The organism is Massilia sp. GER05, assembly GCF_052056005.1.
In the GTDB taxonomy this organism is placed as follows: domain Bacteria; phylum Pseudomonadota; class Gammaproteobacteria; order Burkholderiales; family Burkholderiaceae_D; genus Telluria; species Telluria orientalis.
Window position 1 is genome coordinate 1,656,492 of sequence record NZ_CP178858.1, and the last position, 19,636, is coordinate 1,676,127.

General features: G+C 63.5%; 22 protein-coding genes. 7 read left to right on the forward strand and 15 right to left on the reverse strand.

Annotation, left to right across the window (positions count from 1 at the left end; genetic code table 11):
• The first annotated feature begins 250 nt into the window (after positions 1-250).
• The 5 genes from ACL58G_RS07325 (at position 251) to ACL58G_RS07345 (ending at position 5,235) form a co-directional block, all read left to right on the forward strand.
• Positions 251-808, forward strand: a complete 558-nt coding sequence (locus tag ACL58G_RS07325; RefSeq protein ID WP_413381709.1) for a DUF2889 domain-containing protein — start codon at positions 251-253, stop codon at positions 806-808.
• Between the two features lie 87 nt (positions 809-895).
• Complete coding sequence (sucC, locus tag ACL58G_RS07330) at positions 896-2,065, forward strand: ADP-forming succinate--CoA ligase subunit beta (RefSeq protein ID WP_056124707.1); 1,170 nt, start codon at positions 896-898, stop codon at positions 2,063-2,065.
• Between the two features lie 17 nt (positions 2,066-2,082).
• Complete coding sequence (sucD, locus tag ACL58G_RS07335; RefSeq protein ID WP_056124704.1) at positions 2,083-2,964, forward strand: succinate--CoA ligase subunit alpha; 882 nt, start codon at positions 2,083-2,085, stop codon at positions 2,962-2,964.
• A gap of 301 nt (positions 2,965-3,265) precedes the next feature.
• Complete coding sequence (locus ACL58G_RS07340; protein ID WP_440966008.1) at positions 3,266-3,706, forward strand: pilin; 441 nt, start codon at positions 3,266-3,268, stop codon at positions 3,704-3,706.
• Positions 3,707-3,795: 89 nt separating this feature from the next.
• A complete protein-coding gene (locus ACL58G_RS07345; protein WP_440966010.1) occupies positions 3,796-5,235 on the forward strand; it encodes an O-antigen ligase family protein in 1,440 nt (479 codons plus the stop codon).
• On the opposite strand, the gene ACL58G_RS07350 is transcribed toward ACL58G_RS07345, so the two are convergent.
• From ACL58G_RS07350 to pqqA, 8 genes are all read right to left on the reverse strand, one after another.
• Entirely contained in the window at positions 5,236-5,952 is a 717-nt protein-coding gene (locus tag ACL58G_RS07350) for a flagellar brake domain-containing protein (protein WP_440966012.1), read from the reverse strand. It lies immediately after the preceding gene.
• Positions 5,953-6,070: 118 nt separating this feature from the next.
• Positions 6,071-8,116 carry a S9 family peptidase gene (locus ACL58G_RS07355; protein ID WP_413385947.1) on the reverse strand — a complete coding sequence of 682 codons (2,046 nt, stop codon included), beginning with the start codon at positions 8,114-8,116 and terminating at the stop codon, positions 6,071-6,073.
• 115 nt (positions 8,117-8,231) lie between these two features.
• Positions 8,232-9,962: a methyl-accepting chemotaxis protein gene (locus ACL58G_RS07360; protein WP_413381722.1), complete on the reverse strand. Its 1,731-nt coding sequence runs from the start codon at positions 9,960-9,962 to the stop codon at positions 8,232-8,234.
• Positions 9,963-10,124: 162 nt separating this feature from the next.
• Positions 10,125-11,252, reverse strand: a complete 1,128-nt coding sequence (pqqE, locus tag ACL58G_RS07365; RefSeq protein WP_413381725.1) for a pyrroloquinoline quinone biosynthesis protein PqqE — start codon at positions 11,250-11,252, stop codon at positions 10,125-10,127.
• 7 nt (positions 11,253-11,259) lie between these two features.
• Positions 11,260-11,523, reverse strand: coding sequence for a pyrroloquinoline quinone biosynthesis peptide chaperone PqqD (gene pqqD, locus ACL58G_RS07370; protein WP_413337305.1), 264 nt, complete (start codon positions 11,521-11,523; stop codon positions 11,260-11,262).
• Between the two features lie 11 nt (positions 11,524-11,534).
• Positions 11,535-12,224: a pyrroloquinoline-quinone synthase PqqC gene (pqqC, locus tag ACL58G_RS07375; RefSeq protein ID WP_371767250.1), complete on the reverse strand. Its 690-nt coding sequence runs from the start codon at positions 12,222-12,224 to the stop codon at positions 11,535-11,537.
• The gene (gene pqqB / locus ACL58G_RS07380; RefSeq protein ID WP_440966015.1) at positions 12,221-13,129 is read right to left on the reverse strand and encodes a pyrroloquinoline quinone biosynthesis protein PqqB; all 909 of its coding nucleotides are present in this window, start codon (positions 13,127-13,129) and stop codon (positions 12,221-12,223) included. Before pqqB ends, pqqC begins: the two co-directional genes overlap by 4 nt.
• A gap of 47 nt (positions 13,130-13,176) precedes the next feature.
• Positions 13,177-13,251: a pyrroloquinoline quinone precursor peptide PqqA gene (gene pqqA / locus ACL58G_RS07385; RefSeq protein ID WP_081984033.1), complete on the reverse strand. Its 75-nt coding sequence runs from the start codon at positions 13,249-13,251 to the stop codon at positions 13,177-13,179.
• Positions 13,252-13,442: 191 nt separating this feature from the next.
• Between pqqA and ACL58G_RS07390 the strand changes: the two genes are divergently transcribed.
• A complete protein-coding gene (locus tag ACL58G_RS07390) occupies positions 13,443-13,835 on the forward strand; it encodes a VOC family protein (protein ID WP_413381734.1) in 393 nt (130 codons plus the stop codon).
• Here ACL58G_RS07390 and ACL58G_RS07395 read toward each other — a convergent pair.
• The 4 genes from ACL58G_RS07395 to moaC form a co-directional block, all read right to left on the reverse strand.
• A complete protein-coding gene (locus ACL58G_RS07395; RefSeq protein WP_413337301.1) occupies positions 13,832-14,236 on the reverse strand; it encodes a hypothetical protein in 405 nt (134 codons plus the stop codon). The genes ACL58G_RS07390 and ACL58G_RS07395 overlap by 4 nt on opposite strands.
• Position 14,237: 1 nt before the next feature.
• The gene (locus ACL58G_RS07400; protein ID WP_413381737.1) at positions 14,238-14,762 is read right to left on the reverse strand and encodes a penicillin-insensitive murein endopeptidase; all 525 of its coding nucleotides are present in this window, start codon (positions 14,760-14,762) and stop codon (positions 14,238-14,240) included.
• A gap of 13 nt (positions 14,763-14,775) precedes the next feature.
• On the reverse strand, positions 14,776-15,267 hold the full coding sequence (locus tag ACL58G_RS07405; protein WP_413337299.1) for an Hcp family type VI secretion system effector: 492 nt from the start codon (positions 15,265-15,267) through the stop codon (positions 14,776-14,778).
• 237 nt (positions 15,268-15,504) lie between these two features.
• Entirely contained in the window at positions 15,505-15,990 is a 486-nt protein-coding gene (gene moaC, locus ACL58G_RS07410; RefSeq protein WP_413381740.1) for a cyclic pyranopterin monophosphate synthase MoaC, read from the reverse strand.
• Between the two features lie 96 nt (positions 15,991-16,086).
• Between moaC and ACL58G_RS07415 the strand changes: the two genes are divergently transcribed.
• Positions 16,087-17,682: a M48 family metalloprotease gene (locus ACL58G_RS07415; protein WP_440966019.1), complete on the forward strand. Its 1,596-nt coding sequence runs from the start codon at positions 16,087-16,089 to the stop codon at positions 17,680-17,682.
• Positions 17,683-17,786: 104 nt separating this feature from the next.
• Here the strand turns inward: ACL58G_RS07415 and ACL58G_RS07420 are convergent, their stop codons facing one another.
• Genes ACL58G_RS07420 through ACL58G_RS07430 form a run of 3 tightly spaced genes read right to left on the reverse strand, consistent with a single transcriptional unit; the run spans position 17,787 to position 19,613 of the window.
• A complete protein-coding gene (locus ACL58G_RS07420; RefSeq protein WP_440966021.1) occupies positions 17,787-18,389 on the reverse strand; it encodes a DUF2946 family protein in 603 nt (200 codons plus the stop codon).
• A 3-nt stretch (positions 18,390-18,392) separates the two neighbouring features.
• Positions 18,393-19,394 (reverse strand): YheT family hydrolase, encoded by a 1,002-nt coding sequence (locus ACL58G_RS07425; protein WP_440966023.1) that lies wholly within the window; start codon positions 19,392-19,394, stop codon positions 18,393-18,395.
• 24 nt (positions 19,395-19,418) lie between these two features.
• A complete protein-coding gene (locus tag ACL58G_RS07430; RefSeq protein ID WP_036236204.1) occupies positions 19,419-19,613 on the reverse strand; it encodes a zinc-finger domain-containing protein in 195 nt (64 codons plus the stop codon).
• Positions 19,614-19,636 lie beyond the last annotated feature (23 nt).

Consider the following 19,636-nt stretch of genomic DNA (forward strand, 5'->3'; position numbering starts at 1 on the left):
AATGTCCCACTGTCGTCTTGTTTATGATGCGAGCTTGCGCTTTCGGCATCACAACTTCGCAACATCTCCCCTTATCTTCCCTGCAAAAACCCTTCTGTAACCGGGGAGACGGTGCACAGCCCGTTACCCTGTGCTAAACTTTCATGGTTTAAGCAGCGCCGCAAGAGCGGTTGTTGCCGTAGAAGCTGCGGCAACGTGCATCAGGCACAACGGCTGCAAATTTTTTCGCCGCATTCCGGCATTGGTGTTTATGCCCCTGTCTCCTCCCGCTCCGCGTAAGCCAAGGCACACGCGCGCCATTACCGTCGAAGCGTTCGCGCGCGACGATGGCCTGTGGGACCTCGACGCGTGCATCCGCGACACCAAGACGCATGACATTGCCCTGCCTTCGGGGGCCCGTCCGGCCGGCCTGCCGGTGCACGAACTCAAACTGCGGGTGACTATCGACCGCGACATGAACATCGTCGACGCCGAAGCCGCGTCCGATGCCGTACCCTATCCCGGTTTCTGCGACACCATCGCCCCTGCGTATAAAAAGCTCATCGGCTTGTCGCTGCTGAAACATTTCCGATTGCATCTGAAGGACCGCCTGTCCGGGGTACTCGGCTGCACCCACCTGACCGAACTCGCGCAAGTCCTGCCCACCGCGGCAATCCAGGCCTTCGCCGATGACGCGATGGCCAACCGCCCGGCCGATGCTTCGGCCGGGCGGCCTTACGAACTGGACCGCTGCCACGCGCTGCGCCTCGACGGCCCCGCCGTCGAAACGTATTACCCGCGCTGGTCGCTCAAGGCGGTGCCGGGGTAGTGTTGTCCGGAGTAGACTCCGGATTTGTCGCTTTATTTTTCAACCGTATTTCTAAACTACATCAGTAACAGAAGAAGGGAAGCCAGCATGAAAATCCATGAGTATCAGGGCAAAGAGATCCTCCGAAAATTCGGAGTGACCGTTCCGCGCGGCATTCCATGCCTGTCGGTCGACGAGGCTGTCAAAGCAGCTGAAGAGCTGGGCGGTCCGGTCTGGGTGGTCAAGGCCCAGATCCATGCTGGCGGCCGCGGCAAGGGCGGTGGCGTGAAAGTCGCCAAGTCGCTGGAACAAGTGCGCGAATACGCGAACCAGATCCTGGGCATGCAGCTGGTGACCCACCAGACCGGTCCGGAAGGCCAGAAAGTCCGCCGCCTGCTGATCGAAGAAGGCGCCGACATCAAGAAAGAACTGTACGTGTCGCTGGTCACCGACCGCGTCACCCAGAAAGTCGTGCTGATGGCCTCGTCGGAAGGCGGCATGGACATCGAAGAAGTTGCACACAGCAACCCGGAAAAGATCCACAACGTCGTGATCGAGCCGAGCGTCGGCCTGACCGATGCGGATGCCGACGACATCGCCCGTAAGATCGGCGTGCCGGAAGGCTCGATCGCCGCTGCGCGCGCGAACCTGCAAGGCCTGTACAAAGCGTACTGGGAAACCGACGCATCGCTGGCGGAAATCAACCCGCTGATCCTGACCGGCGACGGTAAAGTGATCGCCCTGGACGCCAAGTTCAACTTCGACTCGAACGCCCTGTTCCGTCACCCGGAAATCGTCGCCTACCGCGACCTGGACGAAGAAGATCCGGCCGAAGTCGAAGCATCGAAATTCGACCTGGCGTACATCTCGCTGGACGGTAACATCGGCTGCCTGGTGAACGGCGCCGGCCTGGCCATGGCCACCATGGACACCATCAAGCTGTTCGGCGGCGAGCCGGCCAACTTCCTGGACGTCGGCGGCGGTGCAACCGCCGAGAAGGTCACCGAAGCCTTCAAGATCATGCTGAAGAACCCGGGCCTGAAAGCCATCCTGGTCAACATCTTCGGCGGCATCATGCGCTGCGACGTGATCGCCGAAGGCGTGATCACCGCATCGAAGGCCGTGTCGCTGCAAGTGCCGCTGGTCGTCCGCATGAAGGGCACCAACGAAGACCTGGGCAAGAAGATGCTGGCCGACTCCGGCCTGCCGATCATCTCGGCCGACACCATGGAAGACGCAGCGAAGCAGGTCGTTGCCGCCGCTGCTGGCCAAGCCTAATTCGCAAAGGAAATAACATGTCGATTCTGATTAACAAAGACACCAAAGTCATCACCCAAGGTATCACCGGCAAGACCGGCCAGTTCCACACCCGCATGTGCCGCGACTACGCGAACGGCCGTGAAGCCTTCGTCGCAGGCGTGAACCCGAAGAAAGCCGGTGAGGACTTCGAGGGTATCCCCATCTTCGCGAGCGTCAAGGAAGCCAAGCAGAACACCGGCGCGACCGTGTCGGTCATCTACGTTCCGCCGGCAGGCGCCGCTGCCGCCATCTGGGAAGCCGTCGAAGCCGAGCTGGACCTGGCAATCTGCATCACCGAAGGCATCCCCGTCCGTGACATGATGGAAGTCAAGGACCGCATGGCCAAGGCCGGTTCGAAGACCCTGCTGCTGGGCCCGAACTGCCCGGGTCTGATCACGCCGGACGAGATCAAGATCGGCATCATGCCGGGTCACATCCACAAGAAAGGCCGCATCGGCGTCGTGTCCCGTTCGGGCACGCTGACGTATGAAGCCGTCGGCCAGCTGACCGCACTGGGCCTGGGCCAGTCGTCGGCAGTCGGCATCGGTGGCGACCCGATCAACGGTCTGAAGCACATCGACGTGATGAAGATGTTCAACGACGATCCGGACACGGACGCCGTCATCATGATCGGCGAGATCGGCGGCCCGGACGAAGCCAATGCTTCGTACTGGATCAAGGACAACATGAAGAAGCCGGTCGTCGGCTTCATCGCCGGCGTCACCGCGCCGCCGGGCAAGCGCATGGGCCACGCCGGCGCGCTGATCTCGGGCGGTGCAGATACCGCCGACGCCAAGCTGGAGATCATGGAAGCCTGCGGCATCAAGGTCACCAAGAACCCGTCGGAAATGGCTCGTCTGCTGAAGGCGATGCTGTAATCCTGCGGTTTCGGATCCGATGACACGGGACGCTTCGGCGTCCCGTTTTTTTTGTGCTGACAATTTTTGTCGTAACTCAACAAAAACGGTCGGGGTGACAATTTTCGCCATGCCGGCGTGACAAAAATTGTCATGCGGCAATGCAAAAAGTACGCGAAAACCCACAATTCGATGGCACTGTGCTAACGATTCTGTACGGAAACGAGCTGGCACGCCCATTGCATAGTGTAAGGGCAGAAGCAAGCAGTAACCAGATACGCAGTACCCCTTAATTTTGCAGTGCCCCACCTGGAGAGACATCATGAAAGCACCGAAAATCGTCAAGAAAGCCCAAGCCGGCTTCACCCTGATCGAACTGATGATCGTTGTCGCGATTATCGGTATCCTGGCCGCCGTCGCTATCCCGGCTTACCAGAACTATGTTGCCAAGTCGAAGTTCACGGCTGCGCTGGCTGAAGTGTCGGCTGGTAAGACCGGTTTCGACGTCAAGATGAACGACGGCACGGCCCCGGCGGACCTTACTGAAGTCGGCCTGCAAGCCTCGACGACCAACTGCGCGATGAAGCTGAAGGACACGACCGGTGGTGGCCTGGTTTGCAAGATCGTCGGTGGCCCTGCTGTCGTGAAAGATTCGACGATCACCCTGACCCGCGGCACCGATGGCACCTGGTCCTGCGCGAGCGACATCGCCGACGCTGCCGACAAGACGAAAGTCGCCGGCACGACTTGCACCGGCAGCTAATCTGTCCTGACTCAACCGACATAGCGTCAAGGAGCCGCCCAGTGTAAGCTGGGCGGCTTTTTTTATTACCGGATCGAACGAGGTCTAGCGTGCTTACGACGGGAACCCATCCATCGGCGCTGTTGCGGACGCGCTTCACGGCGCTGCTGTGCCTGGCCCTGTTGGCCAATTTCATGGTGGTGGCCGGCCACGATCACCAGCGCCTCGTCCAGATCGGCACCGTGCTGCTGGGCGGCAGCATCGCCCTCGTCGAGCGCAAGACCCTCTCCAGCCTGTTTTCCGGACGCCCCGGCATGGCGCTGGCTGCGTTCTTCCTGCTCGGCATCCTGAGCACCGCGGCGGCCTTCTCGCCGCGCTTTGCCGCCTTCGAAGTCGCGAACCTGTTTTTGCTCTACGTGCTGGCCGCCATGGCCGCGGCCGAGATCGCGCGCTACGGACAATCGGCCCTCCTGCTCGTTCTTCGCTGCCTGGGCGGCATGTGCGCGTTCTATGTATTCCTGTTCATCGTCGCGTATGTCGGTGGGCTCAGCCTCGGTATCCCGCTCGCCCTGGACGACTTCACGACCAACTTCAGCAACATCCGTTTTTTCAACCATACGCAGACCTCGACGTTGCCGCTGCTGATCCTGCTGTGCTGCCTGACACCACGCACGTCCAGGTTGCGCTGGCTGTGGATGGCCGTGGCGACGTACTGGTGGATGGCGTTGTATGCCACGGCGGGCCGCGGCACGCTGGTGGGCATGATGGCCGGTTGCGCCGTCGCCGCCGTGCTGGCGCGGCGCCGCGCCGCGCCGTACCTGCGCCACGTCGCCACGACGGCGGCACTGGGCCTGGTCGCGTACTTCTTCTTCCTGACCGTCGTGCCGGCGTTGCTCGGTGCCGCCGGCATGAGTTCGTTTTCGTCCGCGTTCCAACGCACGGCCGCCGATCCGGCGTCCGGCCGCATGCTGCTGTGGCGGCTTGCCGCCGCGCTGATCGAACAGCATCCGTGGCTTGGCGTCGGACCCATGCATTTCGCACACCATGCCGGTTATCTGCACATCGGTGCCCATCCGCACGACTGGCTGTTCCAAGTTGCCGTCGAATGGGGATTGCCCGCCCTTGCGTGCCTGCTTGCCGCCATCGCGTACGGGCTGCGCGCCCTGCTGCGATCCGGCGCGCGCGTCCGCGACGACGACGGCGCCAACCAGGCCATCTTCGCCGCGCTGCTCACGGGCGCCGTGGCGATCCTCGTCGACGGGCTCGTGTCCGGCATTTTCGTGATGCCGCAGAGCCAGCTCGCCGTCGCGTTGTATCTCGGGTGTGCCATCGGCTGGCACCGGATCGCCGGCCCGGCGCTCACCGCCACATCAGGCGGCGTCCGCTATGGCATCAGTGCGCTGTGCATCGTCGCGGCAATGGTGGGGGTGGTCGCCGGCGCAGGGCCGGATGCCGGCGCCAGGCTGCGCAGCGAGGATCCGACGCCGGCGCAGCAGGCGCTCAACACGGGCTCGCAATGGCCCCGCCTGTGGAAAGCCGGCTACTTCTGATCAGACGATCTTCTGGCGATCCGCCAGCAACGCCTCGTACGTCAGGTTCTGCACCAACGTATAGTGCGCCGGATTCAGGCTGATGAACTGCACACCGTAGGCAAACCCTTCAGCCTGTTCCGCACCGCTGGTCAGCGCGCTAATGTTGCGCACGGCCGCGCGCGCGCGTACACGGACTTCCTGGTTATTGGGCGGAGCTTGCAGCAGGAACTCCAGATCGAACTCGTCTTCGTCCTGCGGCAGGCTTTTCTGCGCTTCGATGCGCGCGCCATTCACGCTCAGGTTCGTAAGAAGGCATTCCGCAACCAGCACGGCGCTGTTGGCGGTGAAAATGCGTGCGGGAATATCCACCTTGACCCGCATCGCCGTGCGCAGGCTCGTGCCCTGGATCGTGCGCGGGAACGAGATGTGGGCATACAACAACGGCCGGCCGAACACGCGCTCGACCGTACATGCGAACGAGCACACGTGGATGCCCGAGAATACGCGCATCGTCACGCGCTCGCCCTCGACCAGGGCGATCGGCGCGCCGTTGTCCATCGGGATCTTGACGATCAGGTATTCGTCCTTCGACCAGCCGATCAGCGTGGAGAAGTGCTGCACGGGTTTCAGGCGCCGGTGCGTGATGAATTGCAAGCGCATGCCGACCTGCAGGTTCATCGATTCGAATTCGAATTCCTGGGGTTTGAGTTCGCGGTCCGCTTGCGGGTCGTTCATGATGTTTTCATCTTCGTAAGCGACCAATAGTAGCACTGGGGCAATTCTTTGGAAACGAAAAAAACGCCTGTACGTACAGGCGTTTTTTTCGTCATCCAGGCAAGACTACTGCGCGGATTTACTGCTTCAGGTGTTGGTCCAGCCAGCCGATCACGGTGTGATGCCACAGCACGGAGTTGGCCGGCTTTAGTACCCAGTGGTTCTCGTCCGGGAACACGAGCAGCTTGCTGTCGATGCCGCGGCGTTGCAGCGCCGTGAACGTGGACAGGCCCTGGGTCGTCGGGATGCGGAAGTCGAGGTCGCCCTGCACGACGAGCATCGGCGTCTTCCACTTGTTCACGTGCAGCACCGGGTTGAAGCGCTCGTGCTTGTCCGGTACGGCGAAGTACGGACCGCCGTTTTCCCAATCGGTGAACCATTGTTCTTCAGTGGAATACGCCATGCCGCGGGTGTCGAACACGCCGTCGTGGTTGACGATGCACTTGAAACCATCGGACCAGTTACCCTCGATCCAGTTCATCATGTAGCCGCCATACGACGCGCCCAGCGCGCACGCGTGCGAACGGTCCAGCCAGGCGTACTTCGCCGTCGCCGCGGCCAGGCCTTTCTTGAGGTCCTCGAGCGGCTTGCCGCCCCAGTCGCCGCTGATGGCGTCCGTGAATTTCTGGCCGTAGCCGGTCGAGCCGTGGAAATCGATGAACACGGTCGCGTAGCCCGCGCCCGCGTACACCTGCGGGTTCCAGCGGTAGCTCCAGCCGTTGCCGAAGCTGCCCTGGGGGCCGCCGTGCACGAGGAAGGCGATCGGATATTTCTTGCCCGGCTCGTAATCCCACGGCTTCATCACGTAACCATGGACGGTGTCGCCGTTCGCGCCCTTGAACGAAAACTGTTCATAGTCGCCCCAGCGTACGTCGGCCAGCTTCTCCTCGTTCACATGGGTCAATTGCTTGGATTGCGTCGTGCCCAACTGCATGCCGAACAATTGCGCGCCCGATGCGAGGTTCGTTTGCGTGAAAGCGACGGTATTGCCGCGCACGTCGAAGCCGCCGATGGAACCCTTGTCAGTCAGCGGCGACACTTTGCCGCTGGCCACGTCGATCGCAAACAGGCGGTGCTGGCCGATGTCCTCGGCGTCCGCGATGAGCGTCTTGCCGTCGGCCGTCCACTGGATACTGCCCGGCGAGCGGTCCCAGCTGTCGGCCACGTTGCGCTTCTTGCCGGTGGCGAGATCGAGCAGCACGATGTGGTAGCGGTCCGCCTCGAAGCCGGGACGGGTCATGGCCAGGTAGGCGAGGGTGCGGCCGTCCGGCGAGAACACCGCTTTCGTATCCCAGGCGTTATTGTCGGCAGTCAGGTTGCGGGGCGTGCCGCCCGTGGCGGGGACGGTGTACACGTCGAAGTTCGTCGACCACGCCTCGGTCTTGCCTGCGATGCGGACCGAGAACACGACGGTCTTGCCGTCCGGGCTGAAGCGGAATTCCTCGCGGTCGCCGAACGGTTTCGACGGCACGTCGCCGTCGAGCGCACCCGACAGGCTGACCGGCGTGCCGTTCACGCGGCCTGATGTATCCAGCGGTGCAGCGTACAGCACGTTGTTGCGGCCGTCCGACCACGTGTCCCAGTGGCGCACGAACAGGCGGTCGTAGATCTTGCCGCTGGCCTTGTCTTTCTCTTTCGCGTCCACGCGCGCCTTCGTGCAGGCGAGGTCGGCGCAGTCGCGGAACACGGCCATGCTGAGCAGCATGCGGTCGCCCGTCGGCGCGACGCGGAAGGCGTCCACGTCGAGCGGCAGATCGGTCACGCGGACCGCGTCGCCGCCGGCCGCCGGCACGCGCCACACCTGGCCCGAGCCCGACCGGGATGACAGGAAATAGATCGCGTCGCCGTTCGGCGACCATTCCGGATCCGTGCTGCTGGCGGCATCCGACGTCAGGCGTTGCGGCGCCGGATTGGCGGCGCGCAGGTCGACCAGGTAGAGGTCGGTATGGCCGCGGTTCTTGCCCATGTCGGTCGTGCGCACCGTGTAGACGACGCGGCCGCCGTCCGGCGACACCGCCGGGCTGCCGACGCGTTCCATCGTCACCAGGTCTTCGACCGTGAATCCGCGCGGTGCGGCCGTCGCGCCCAGCGCCGTGCCCGTCAGGGCGGCGGCCAGCGCCAGCATACGTAATTTCATCCTGTCCTCTCGCTTGTGGCTTGTGAATACACGGCTGCGCCTGTTGGCTCAGCCGGTGAAAGGCAGCAATTTACCACGCGAAAGATGGAGCAGGGAACGGGCCTTAGAACTCTTCCCACTCGTCCGCAGCGGCCGACGCCTTCGCGGGCGCGCGTGCCGGCGCCGGCTTGACGACAGGTGCCGGCTTCGGTGCCGCCAGCGTCGCGGCACGTTTCGCGGCACGGACCGGCGCCGCCGGCGCCGCCGGTGCGGCCGGTGCAGTCGCCTTTACACGGTCGTCGAGGCGGAACACGCTGACCAGTTCCGCCAGCTTGCCCGCCTGGTTCTGCAGGGCTTCCGACGCGGCCGCGGCTTCCTCGACGAGGCCCGCGTTCTGCTGGGTCACGTTGTCCATCTGGCTGATCGCCTGGTTGATCTGCTCGATGCCGCTGGTCTGCTCCTGGCTGGCGGCGCTGATCTCGGCCATGATGTCCGTCACGCGCTGGATGCTTGAGACGACCTCGTGCATCGTGCTCCCGGCCTGGTCGACGAGCCTGGTGCCGATCTCGACCTTGTCGACGGAGTCGCCGATCAAGCCCTTGATTTCCTTGGCCGCGGCGGCCGAGCGCTGGGCCAGCGTGCGCACTTCGCCCGCCACGACCGCGAAGCCGCGGCCCTGTTCGCCGGCACGCGCGGCCTCGACCGCCGCGTTCAGCGCCAGGATGTTCGTCTGGAACGCGATGCCGTCGATGACGGTGATGATGTCCACGATCTTCTTCGACGAATCGTTGATCGAGCCCATCGTCTGCACGACCTGCGCCACGACGTCGCCGCCCTGGCCGGCCACGGTCGACGCCGTCTGCGCAAGCACGTTGGCCTGGCGCGCGTTGTCGGCGTTCTGCTTCACGGTCGACGTCAGCTCTTCCATCGACGATGCCGTTTCCTCGAGCGAGCTGGCCTGCTCTTCCGTGCGCGACGACAGGTCCAGGTTACCGCTCGCGATTTCGGCGGAGGAGGAAGCGATGGCGTCCGTGCCCTGGCGCACCTCGCTGACGATGCGGGCCAGGCGGTCGCGCATGGATTTCATCGCGAACAGCAGGCTCGTCTCGTCGCCGGCGCGCAGTTGCACGTCGGTGCCCAGGTCGCCGGCGGCGATGCGGCCTGCAACTTCGGCTGCGTAGGCGGGCTCGCCGCCCAGCTGGCGCGTGAAGCTCCGGGTGGTCAGGATACCGAAGCCGGCGCCGAGCAGGGCGCTGAGCGCGACCAGCACGAGCAGCGTGGCGCGGCTGTCTTCATATGCGTTCTTGTTGCTCAGATTGGTTTCCTGGGCCATCGCTTCCTTGTTCTGGGCCAGATCCGCCAATTTGGCGTCGAGGTCTTGCGACTTCGGCAGCATCGTCCCGAACAGGTAGTCGACGGAATCGCGCTTCGTCTCGAGCGGCTCCGCTTTCACGCGCTTGACCAGGTCCGCGATCATGCCGTCGAAGTCGCGCAGCTGGGCGTCGGCTTCGGCAAAGATGCGCTTGCCTTCGTCCGAATGGAACAGCGGACGCGCCTTGTCGAGGTTTTCCTGCAGCTGCTGCCTGTACTTGTCGGCGTTGGCCAGCATCGTGGTGCGCTGGTCGTCGGTCGACGCCAGCATGGCGCTGCGCAGCGAACGGCCGAGGGAGACCTGGTTCAGATCGGCTTCCTTGACGTAGGAAATGCCCAGCAATTCCTTCTGATACATGCGCTTGGCGCGCTCGTTCATCTGGGTCATGTTATAGATCGCAATGCCGGCGACGATGGCGCCGAGCACGACGACGGCAAGAAAACCAAGGGTCAGCCGGGTCGCGACCTTCATTTGCTTGAACATGGCACATCTCCTGATGATGAGTTCAGGTAAATGTTAATTGATGTGCGGAAATAATTTGTGAGAATTCGGGTCCGTATGTACGATCTGGCGTGTTTTTCCAACACTTACTTGAATGCTTGCTTAGTTCGATATCTGTTCAATAAAAGATCGTTGAGTAGAGACCTATTTCTTGGGATTTTTCCGGAACACGATCGGTTGCGCCGGCTGCCACACGGCGTCTTGCTGTGTTCGCTGCGCATGCATGACGATCGCCTGCACGTCGCCATGCCGCGCCGACTTCGCGCACACCGGGTCCGCGTTTGCGGCGTCGCCCGTCAGCGCATGCGCCTGGCAGCGGCAGCCGCCGAAGTCCTTCGCCTTGTCGTCGCACGTGCGGCACGGATCCTTCATCCAGGCATCGCCGCGGTAGCGGTTGAATGCGTCGCTGTGGTACCAGATGTCCTTCACGCGCGTGTCGCGCACATTCGGAAAATCGATGCCCGGCAATGTGCGGGCCGCGTGGCAGGGCAGGGCGGTACCGTCCGGTGCGATGCCGAGGAATACGCCGCCCCAGCCGTTCATGCACGCCTTGGGCCGCGCCTCGAAATAGTCGGGCACGACGAACAGGATGCGCATTCTGTTGCCGATCCGCGCGCGGCATGCATTCACGACGCTTTCCGCACGCGCGACCTGCTCCCGCGTCGGCATCAGCTGGTCGCGGTTGACGAGCGCCCAGCCGTAATACTGCGTGTTGGCCAGTTCCAGGTACTCGACGCCCATCTCGAGGGCCATGGCGATGATCCGCTCCACGTGGTCGAGATTGAAGCGGTGCAGCACGACGTTCAGCACCATCGGATAGTCGTACTGCTTGATGAGCCGGGCGACGCGCGCCTTCAGGTCGAACGTGTTCGTGCTCGACAGGAAATCGTTCAGCTCGCGCGTCGAATCCTGGAACGACAGCTGGATGTGATCGAGGCCCAGTTCCTTCATGCGCGCGAGACGCGATTCGGTGAGGCCGATGCCGGACGTGATCAAATTCGTATAAAACCCCAGCCGGCGGCCTTCGCCGACCAGTTCTTCGAGATCGTCCCGCAGCAGCGGCTCGCCGCCCGAGAAGCCGAGTTGCGCGGCGCCGAGCTGGCGTGCCTGGCGCATTACGTCGAACCATTGCTCGGTCGTCAGTTCGGTGCGGTCGTTGGCGGAATCGACCGGGTTGTAGCAGAACGGGCAGTGCAGCGGGCAGCGATAGGTCAGCTCGGCCAGCAGCCACAGCGGCGGCGCGATGACGGGACGGAAGGTCGGGGCGTTCATGATGGGCTCACACGATCCAGCCGCGCTCGCTGGCGACGCGCAGGAAATCGTCGACGTCCTCGCGCAGGCCGCCGCAGTTGAACGCCTGTTCGAGCTCGCCGACGATGGCCGGCACGGTACGGGCGCCATCGCAGCGCTTCAGGATCTCGGCCGCGCTCTGGCTCAGCTTGACCATCCCTTCCGGATACAGGAGCACGTAGTTGCCTTGGGCCTCTTCCCACTGCATGCGGAAGAGGCGCGACAGGGCGGGTTGATCGGGAACGGTGTGCATGACTTGCCTCCTCAGGGATAGGCCTTCTCGATGGCGTCGAGCATGGACCACAGGATGTCGAGCTTGAATTGCAGGATCTCGAGCGCGCGTTCCTGCTGGGCGCGGGTGGTGAAATGGCCGAGCGTCACTTCCAGGCCGTGCTCGACGTCGCGCTCGGCGAGCGAGATGCGGCTGCGGAAATACTGCAAGCCATCGGGATCGATCCATGCGTAATGCGTCGGCCAGTTGGCCAGCCGGTCCTTGTGGATCTTCGGCGCGAACATCTCCGTCAGCGACGAGCAGACGGCTTCCTGCCACGGCGCCTGGCGCGCAAAATTGACGTACGCATCGACCGCGAAGCGCACGCCGGGCACGACGTGCTTGTGCGACCACAGCGCGTCGCGCGTGAGCCCGACGGCTTCGCCGAGCCGCACCCACGCCTCGATACCGCCTTCGTTATCGCCCCAGCCGTCATGGTCGAGGATGCGGCGCACCCACCGGCGCCGCGTGGCGCGATCCGGGCAATTGGCGATGATGGCGCCATCCTTTTGCGGGATATTGACCTGGTAATAAAACCGGTTGGCGACCCAGCCGCGGATCTGGTCCGGGCCCAGCAGGCCCTCGTTCATGTTGACGTTGAACGGATGGTGGATGTGGTAGCCGGCACCTCGGGCGCGCAATTGCGCCTCGAACTCGTCGCGGCTCCATGCTTCGGTACTCATATCGTGATCTCCATGCCGTCGAACGCGACCTCGATGCCGTGGCGCGCGAGCAGGGCGCGCTCGTCCGAGTCTTCGTCCAGGATCGGATTCGTGTTGTTGATGTGGATAAGCACCTTGCGCCGCGCTCCAATCCTGTCGAGGACGGCGATCATGCCCCCGTCGCCGGACTGCGGCAGGTGACCCATGTCGGCCGCCGTTTTTTGGGAAAACCCCAGCGCGATCATCTCGTCCGCGCGCCAGAACGTGCCGTCGACGAGGACGCAATCCGCTGTCTTCAGCGCGGCGTCCACCTGCGCATCGATTGCGCCAAGGCCAGGTGCGTAGAACACGGATTTGCCTGTTTGCGTGTCTTCGATCAGCAGGCCGATGTTGTCGCCCGGGTGCGGATCGTTGCGGTGGTCGGAATAGGGCGGCGCCTTGCTGTTCAGTGCGAGGGGCGTGAAACGGATGCCGTCGATGCCGGGCACGTGCAGGCCGTCTTCGATCGGCAGTTCATGCCAGCGCACGCCGCAATAGTGCGACAGCACGGGCACGAGCGGCAGCCCCTGGTTGAGTTCGCGCCAGACCTGTGCGGTGCAATAGAGCGGTAGTTCTTTCCCTTCGCGCAGCATCAGGAGGCCGGTGACATGGTCGATCTGCGCATCCATCAGCATGACGGCGGCGATGCCGGAGTCGCGCTGGCCGCGTGCCGGCTGCAGGGCCGGTGTGGCGCGGATCTGCGCGAGGATATCCGGCGACGCGTTGATCAGCACCCAGTCGGTCCCGTTGGCCGACACGGCGATCGACGATTGCGTGCGCGCCGTCGCGCGGAGGGTACCGTTACGCAGGCCAGCGCAATTGCGGCAATTGCAGTTCCACTGCGGGAAACCGCCTCCGGCTGCGGAGCCTAATACGACGATGTTCATGACGTGGGTCCGGTAAGCCCGCGGCGCTGCCGCGGGCATGGGCTGCATTAGCGATTCGCGATGTACATCGTGATTTCGAAGCCGAAACGCCAGTCGATGAATTCGGGTTTGGTCCAGGCCATGGTTGTCTCCTTGATCGTTGGATGGGTTATGAATGCGCGGCGCGCAGTCAAGGAGGAATTCGCAATATCCATGCCACATGGCCGGCGCGGTCTCGCCGGGGCAGGCCTGTGTCAAAGATGAACAGTTGTATTGCACGACGATACATCTGTGACAGAATTGTTCAGTTTCGTGTGAACACTGGGAGACGCGGATGGACGAACGATACAAACCGGATGGCTATAACGCGGTATCGCCGTATTTGCTCGTGAAGGATGTGCGCGCCATGCTCGATTTCCTCGCCCACGCGTTCGGGGCGACCGAGCTGCGGCGCCAACCGGACGCCGACGGCGGGATCCGGCACGCGGAAGTCAGGATCGGGGATTCCGTGGTGATGATGGGATGCCGGCCGGGGGCGGAGCTGATCGCCTCGGTGCATGTGTATGTCGAGGATGTCGACCGGGTCTATGCGCGGGCGCTGGACCGTGGCGCAACCAGCCTGTCTGAGCCGCGCGACCAGCCGTATGGGGACCGGACGGCGGGGGTGCAGGATGCGCAGGGGAATTACTGGTGGATCGGGACGCGGTTGCGTGGGAGCGGTAGCTAGCAACTCACGGTTCCGACGCTGTCCCCAGTTCGAAGGTCGAGACCGATCCAGCATCGATAGGGGCCATCTTTCGTTCCCTTGTCCTGCGCGGTGTAGCTGCAATGAAGGCCTTTTTTTTCCCGCATCCGGTCGCCCGGTTCTCCGGTACATGTTTCGGGCAGGTCCGGACCAATGGAATCGAAAATGTCTTTCGCAGACTTGCCATCGACGAGAACTGTCAGCTTGCGATCGCTCGCCGTGGCCGGCGTGCGATCTGAAACGATGCCGGAATGGACCTTGTAGATTGCCCCTTGCAGTGGTTTCCAGAGACGGTACGGATCGGAAGACGGGGCGGCAGCATGGGCGAGCGACAGCGCGATCGCCGTCGCGCCCAAGGTCAGTAAGGTTATCGTTTTGCGCATGTCAGCCCCGTAGCTTCACATGAAAATGATGGTCGTGATTCGTGGCCTTTCTGACGAACGGGATATCAGGGCCGTTAAACAATACAAAAGCGGCTGGAGCAAATGTTCTGAACATCTCGATCAGCTTTGCGGTGCCTTGTTTGTCATACTCCGCATCCCACCAGAACACCGGAAGTTCGAGACCGTCCTTGCGTAGCGGCCGCACATCAACCTCCAGCCCGCTCATGTGTGAGTTGTGATCCGGGGTTCTCCTGCCGTCCGGGAGGCTGATGTCTCCGATACCGATACGTCGCTTATCGATGGCCTGCCACTCCAGCGCCACACGAAGCACGGCCGTCATCATGATCGGGTGAGCGTACTGATAGGCGCCTTTGGCCGGCTTCTTGTAGAGATCACCATACGCATAGTAGCCCGAGTCCATCGGCGCTTGTGGAAGCATGAAGAAGCCGCGCGAATCCTGCGTCGGGCGAGGACGGATCGGGTCGGGGCACTTGTCGTCGTCTTCGGTCGTCCATTCGGTAGGCATGGCGTAGCCTCCGTCAGGCGCATTTGTTACAAGCCAAATCCCAACCGCCCGTGGTCGATCCACCAGCGCCGCCGCCGATTTTCTGCTGCGTGTACGACCATTTGATCTTGGAGAAGCGCAGTCCGATTTCGTCATGCAGGATGCCGCCCCCATGCACCATTTGCTCCATGTTGGCGATCATGACGTTTTCTAACTCGACTTGGTAATACTTGACGCGGGCGCCATCGCCATCAGCGCGCATGAACTCCAGCTTGGCCTTCGGGATCGTTTTTCCCATCGAACAAGTCTGCATCAAAACGGGTGAGGCGAGGTCCGCAAGCTTACTGATTGCGAGGGTGCGGTGCTCGCAGCGTTCCGCAGTATGGCCGCCTCCTGTGGATGCGGTTGCGCTACGGGGCTGTGTGACGCCCCATTGGGCCGAAGTCAGCTCGATCCATCCTTGGTGTGCAGAGTCTGCTGACTCGCCCTTGATTCCATCGATACTCAGATAAACGTCAGTAGCCATGCTTCTCTCCGGTACAAGTTGAGGGAAGCGAATATTTTCGACCGGGCCGCTGGCGCCGTCATTGGTAACTGTCAAGTGAAGTGAAGGGGAAAAATCAAGTCTCAAGAATGGGGTTTCTGGAATTTTCTTTGATTATTAAACGGGCGCCCGTGCGGACAAATCTTCTGTCGTTGACCGGCTCTTGAAGAGTGGCCAGTTTCGGATGGGCATATAACCCAACGAGTCTATACACATTAATCACACCGCCGCCGTCCAGTCGCCCGACTTGCCGCCATGCTTCTCCAGCACCCGCACATTGCTCATGACCATCCCCCGATCCGCCGCCTTGCACATGTCATAAATGGTCAGCAAGCCGACCTGCACCGAAGTGAGCGCTTCCATCTCGACCCCGGTCTTGCCGTAGGTCTCGACCTGCGCCCGGCAATGGACGCTGTTGTTCGCCGCGTCGATCTCGAAATCGACGGCGACCCGCGTGATGGCCAGCGGATGGCACAGGGGGATGAGGTCGCTCGTCCGCTTGGCCGCCATGATGGCCGCGATGCGCGCCACGCCCAGTACGTCGCCCTTCTTGGCCGAGCCCGACGTCACCAGTGCCAGGGTGGCCGGCTGCATGCGGATGGTGCCGGCGGCGACGGCGATGCGGTGGGTCGCGTCCTTGGCGCCGACGTCGACCATGTGGGCTTGTCCGGTGGCGTCGAAGTGGGTCAGGGGGGAGGTTGTCATGTTGTCGAGGGAACGAAGTAACAAAATATGGCCCAGCAGTAGCAACGGCCAGGAAGCGGTTATCATAGCATCGTGAAACCTAACCCGATTTCAGCGATGTTGCAGCTTTCACCAAGGTGGCCGTGGCGCCGTGTCGCGGCGTCCGTCGGCCTGGTCGTGGCCACCGCCGGCGCGCTTGCCGCCCCTACCGTTCCCGTCCTCCACGGCGGCGCCGATACGACCGGATTGCCGACGCTCGGCGATACCGCGCGTGCCGACTTGTCGCCCTTCCTCGAGCGCAAGCTAGGCGAGGAGATCATGAACGATATCCGGCGCGATCCCGATTACCTGGACGACGACGCGATCATCGAGTTCTTGAACAATTTCGGCGAAAACCTCGTGTCGTTCGCGCCCGGCGCGCGCGGCGAGACGAATGCCGATTTCTTCTTCTTTGCCGTGCGCGATCCGATGATCAACGCATTCGCGCTCCCCGGCGGCTTCATCGGCGTGCACTCGCAGTTGCTGATCTCGGCGCAGAGTGAGTCGGAACTGGCCTCCGTGCTGTCGCACGAGATCGGCCACGTGCAGCAGCGCCACATCGCGCGCATGATCGGCCAGCAGAAGCAGGATGCGCTGTTGCCGCTGGCCGCGCTGCTGCTGGCGGCGCTCGTCGGCAAGGCCGGCGGCGGGGCCGATGCGGCGATGGGCGTCATGCTGGGCGGGCAAGGTCTCGCCATCCAGCGCCAGCTGAATTTCAGCCGCGACGCCGAACGCGAGGCGGACCGCGTCGGCTTCCAGACGATGCGCGCGGCCGGCTACGACACGTCGGGCATGGTGGCGTTCTTCAAGCGCCTGCAGAGCACGACACGCGTCTATGGCGAGGCGCCGGCCTGGCTCAGCAGCCACCCGCTGACGGGCGAGCGCATCGCCGACATCCAGGCCCGCATCCGCGACAATCCGAAGCCGATCCACATCCGGCCGGACAGCATCGAATTCCACCTCGTCCGCGCCCGCGCGCGCGTGCTGCAGGACGAAAGCCAGAAGGGGCGCGACGAAGCGAAGTCCACGTTCGACAGCCAGCTGGCCCAGCCGAACACGCAGCAGCAGACGGCCGCGATGTACGGCCTGTCGTTCCTCGCGCTGAAGCAGGGCGACCTGAAAGGGGCGCAGAGCTGGCTCGACAAGGCGAAGGCATCGACGAAGCCCCGCCCCGGCGTGTTTTCGAGCGAGCGCAGCGGTACCGATGGCAGCGCCATGTTCGCCGCCCTCGGCACCGAGATCAAGCTGGCGCCGGGGCAGCCGCCCGCCGTCGTCCACCAGGCCGTGCAGGATGCGGAAGCCGCGTACCAGAAATTCCCACTGTCGCGCATGCTGGCACGCCAGTATGCCGACGCGCTGATCGCGGACGGCCAGCTGGACAAGGCGGCCCAGTTCCTGCGCGACCAGGTGCAGCAATACCGCGAAGAGCCCAAGCTGTACGACCAGCTCGCCAAGACCTATGCGGCCCAGGGCAAGATCGCGCTGCAGCACATGGCGCTGGCCGAATCGTATGTGTTGTCGGGCGCGTTGCCGGCGGCCGTCGACCAGCTCAATCTCGCACGCAAGGCGAAGGATGTGTCGTTCTACGACCAGGCCGTGATCGATGCGCGCGAGCGCGAGCTGAACGAGCGGCAGAAGGACGAGAAGAAAGAGAAGAAGGACAAGGACCGGTAACCCAAAACCACGTCGCCCCTGCGAAGGCAGGGGCCTAATATTGCGTGAGCGACCTGCGCAAAAATTCGGTTCCCGCCTTCGCGGGAACGACGTTCACATGTTATCTATTTTTGCCCCTGCAGCAAGTCCGGCCGCCGCACGAACCCGAAGCGTGCCGGCACCTCGTCCGCCATCAACCGTCCAACGGCGATGCGCCTGTCCTGCCAGCGCAGCGCCAGCTCTCCGGCGCCGCCTTCCAGCCACGCCATCACGTCGTCGTCCGACGCAGGACGGCGATCCAGCTCGAACGCCTGCAGCAATTGCGCCACGTCGCGGTCGTCCACCTGGGCCACCGTCCGGCCCGCACGCAGCACGATGCCGCCGGCCTCCGTCATGAACGCTTCCTCCGGCGCGCCCAGCGGTTGTCCGGTGTGCAGCACGAGGCCCTGCGCCGGATCCGTGCGCGCGATGAAGGGCGTCGTCTCGAGGTTGATGTACACGCGCTGCGGACCGTTCTGGAAATACCAGCAGCCGCGCTCGTCCGATAAATAATTGCGGGCGATGAAGCCGACCAGCGCGGCGTTCGTCAGCTTGTCGCCGGGGGCGCTCGCGCGCTGGGCCGCCTCGTCGCGCATGCGCCACGCGCCGCGCGCATCCAGTGCGAGCCAGCCGTAGCAGTACGGCACGTTCGGCCACTTGGCCATTGCCTGTTTTACGATGTCGTCCATGGTTCAAGCTTCGCACAGCCGCGCGGGCGCGGGCGCGCGCATGGCCGTGTCGTCGAAAAATGTCAGGATGCGTTGCGGCAGCCAGTCGAGCCGCCCTGGGAAGGGACCGACGGAAAAGCCGACGTGACCGCCCGTCGCGGGATACTCCAGGGTCACCGCGTGTGCAGCTGTCCGCGGCAGGTGCCGGCCGGGCAGGAACGGGTCGTTCTGCGCATTCAGCACGAGCGTCGGCACGACGATGTCGTGCAGGACGTGGCGGGCACTGGCGCGGTGCCAGTAATCGTCCGTGTCGCGGTAACCGTGCAGCGGGGCGGTGACGACGTTGTCGAAACTATATAAATCGTTCGCGGCGAGCAGACGGTCGCGGTCGAACAGGCCGGGAAAGCGGTCCAGCTTGGCCAATGCCTTTGGCTTCAGGGTCTGCAGGAACATGCGCGTGTACAGGCGGTTGAAGCCGGCCGACAGCGCGGTGCCGCCGGCCGCCAGGTCGAGCGGGGCGGAGATGGCCACGGCGGCATCGACGATGCCCGCGCCATGGCCCTGTTCACCGAGCCAGCGCAGCAGCGCGTTGCCGCCCAGCGAGACGCCGGCCACGTAGAACGGCCCGGCATGGCGGGAGCGCAGGCGGCGGATGATCCAGTCGAGTTCTTCGGCGTCGCCGGAGTGGTAGAAGCGGGGCGCGAGGTTCGGTTCGCCCGAGCAGCCGCGGAAATGCGGGATCGCGCCATGCCAGCCGCGCGCTTTGGCGGCCGCCATCAGCGACCGCGCGTAATGGCTGTCCGACGACCCTTCGAGGCCATGGAACAGCAGTACGCAGGGAGAAGCAGGGGAAGCGCCGTCGACGAGGTCGACGTCGATGAAATCCTGGCCGCAGGGGGTGTTCCAGCGTTCGCGCCGGTAGGCGACGGCCGGCTTGCGGATGCAGACGGCGGGATAAATCGTCTGCAGGTCACCGCCCGGCAGCCACCACGGCGCCTGGTAGCCTGCTGCGCCCGGTTGGTTCACGGCAAGCTCCCGGACAGAAGGGAATCAGTGATGCGCCAGCACGGTACCCGGCTTCAGGCGGTACTGGGTGCCGCAGTACGGGCACTTGGCGTTGCCGTCATGATCGAAGTCCAGGAAGACGCGCGGGTGGGACGACCACAGCGGCATGGCAGGGTTCGGGCAATAGGCCGGCAGGTCCTTGGCTTCCAGTTCCACGACCGGGATGGTCTTGTCGTTCATTCATTTCTCCGTCAGCAAATAGG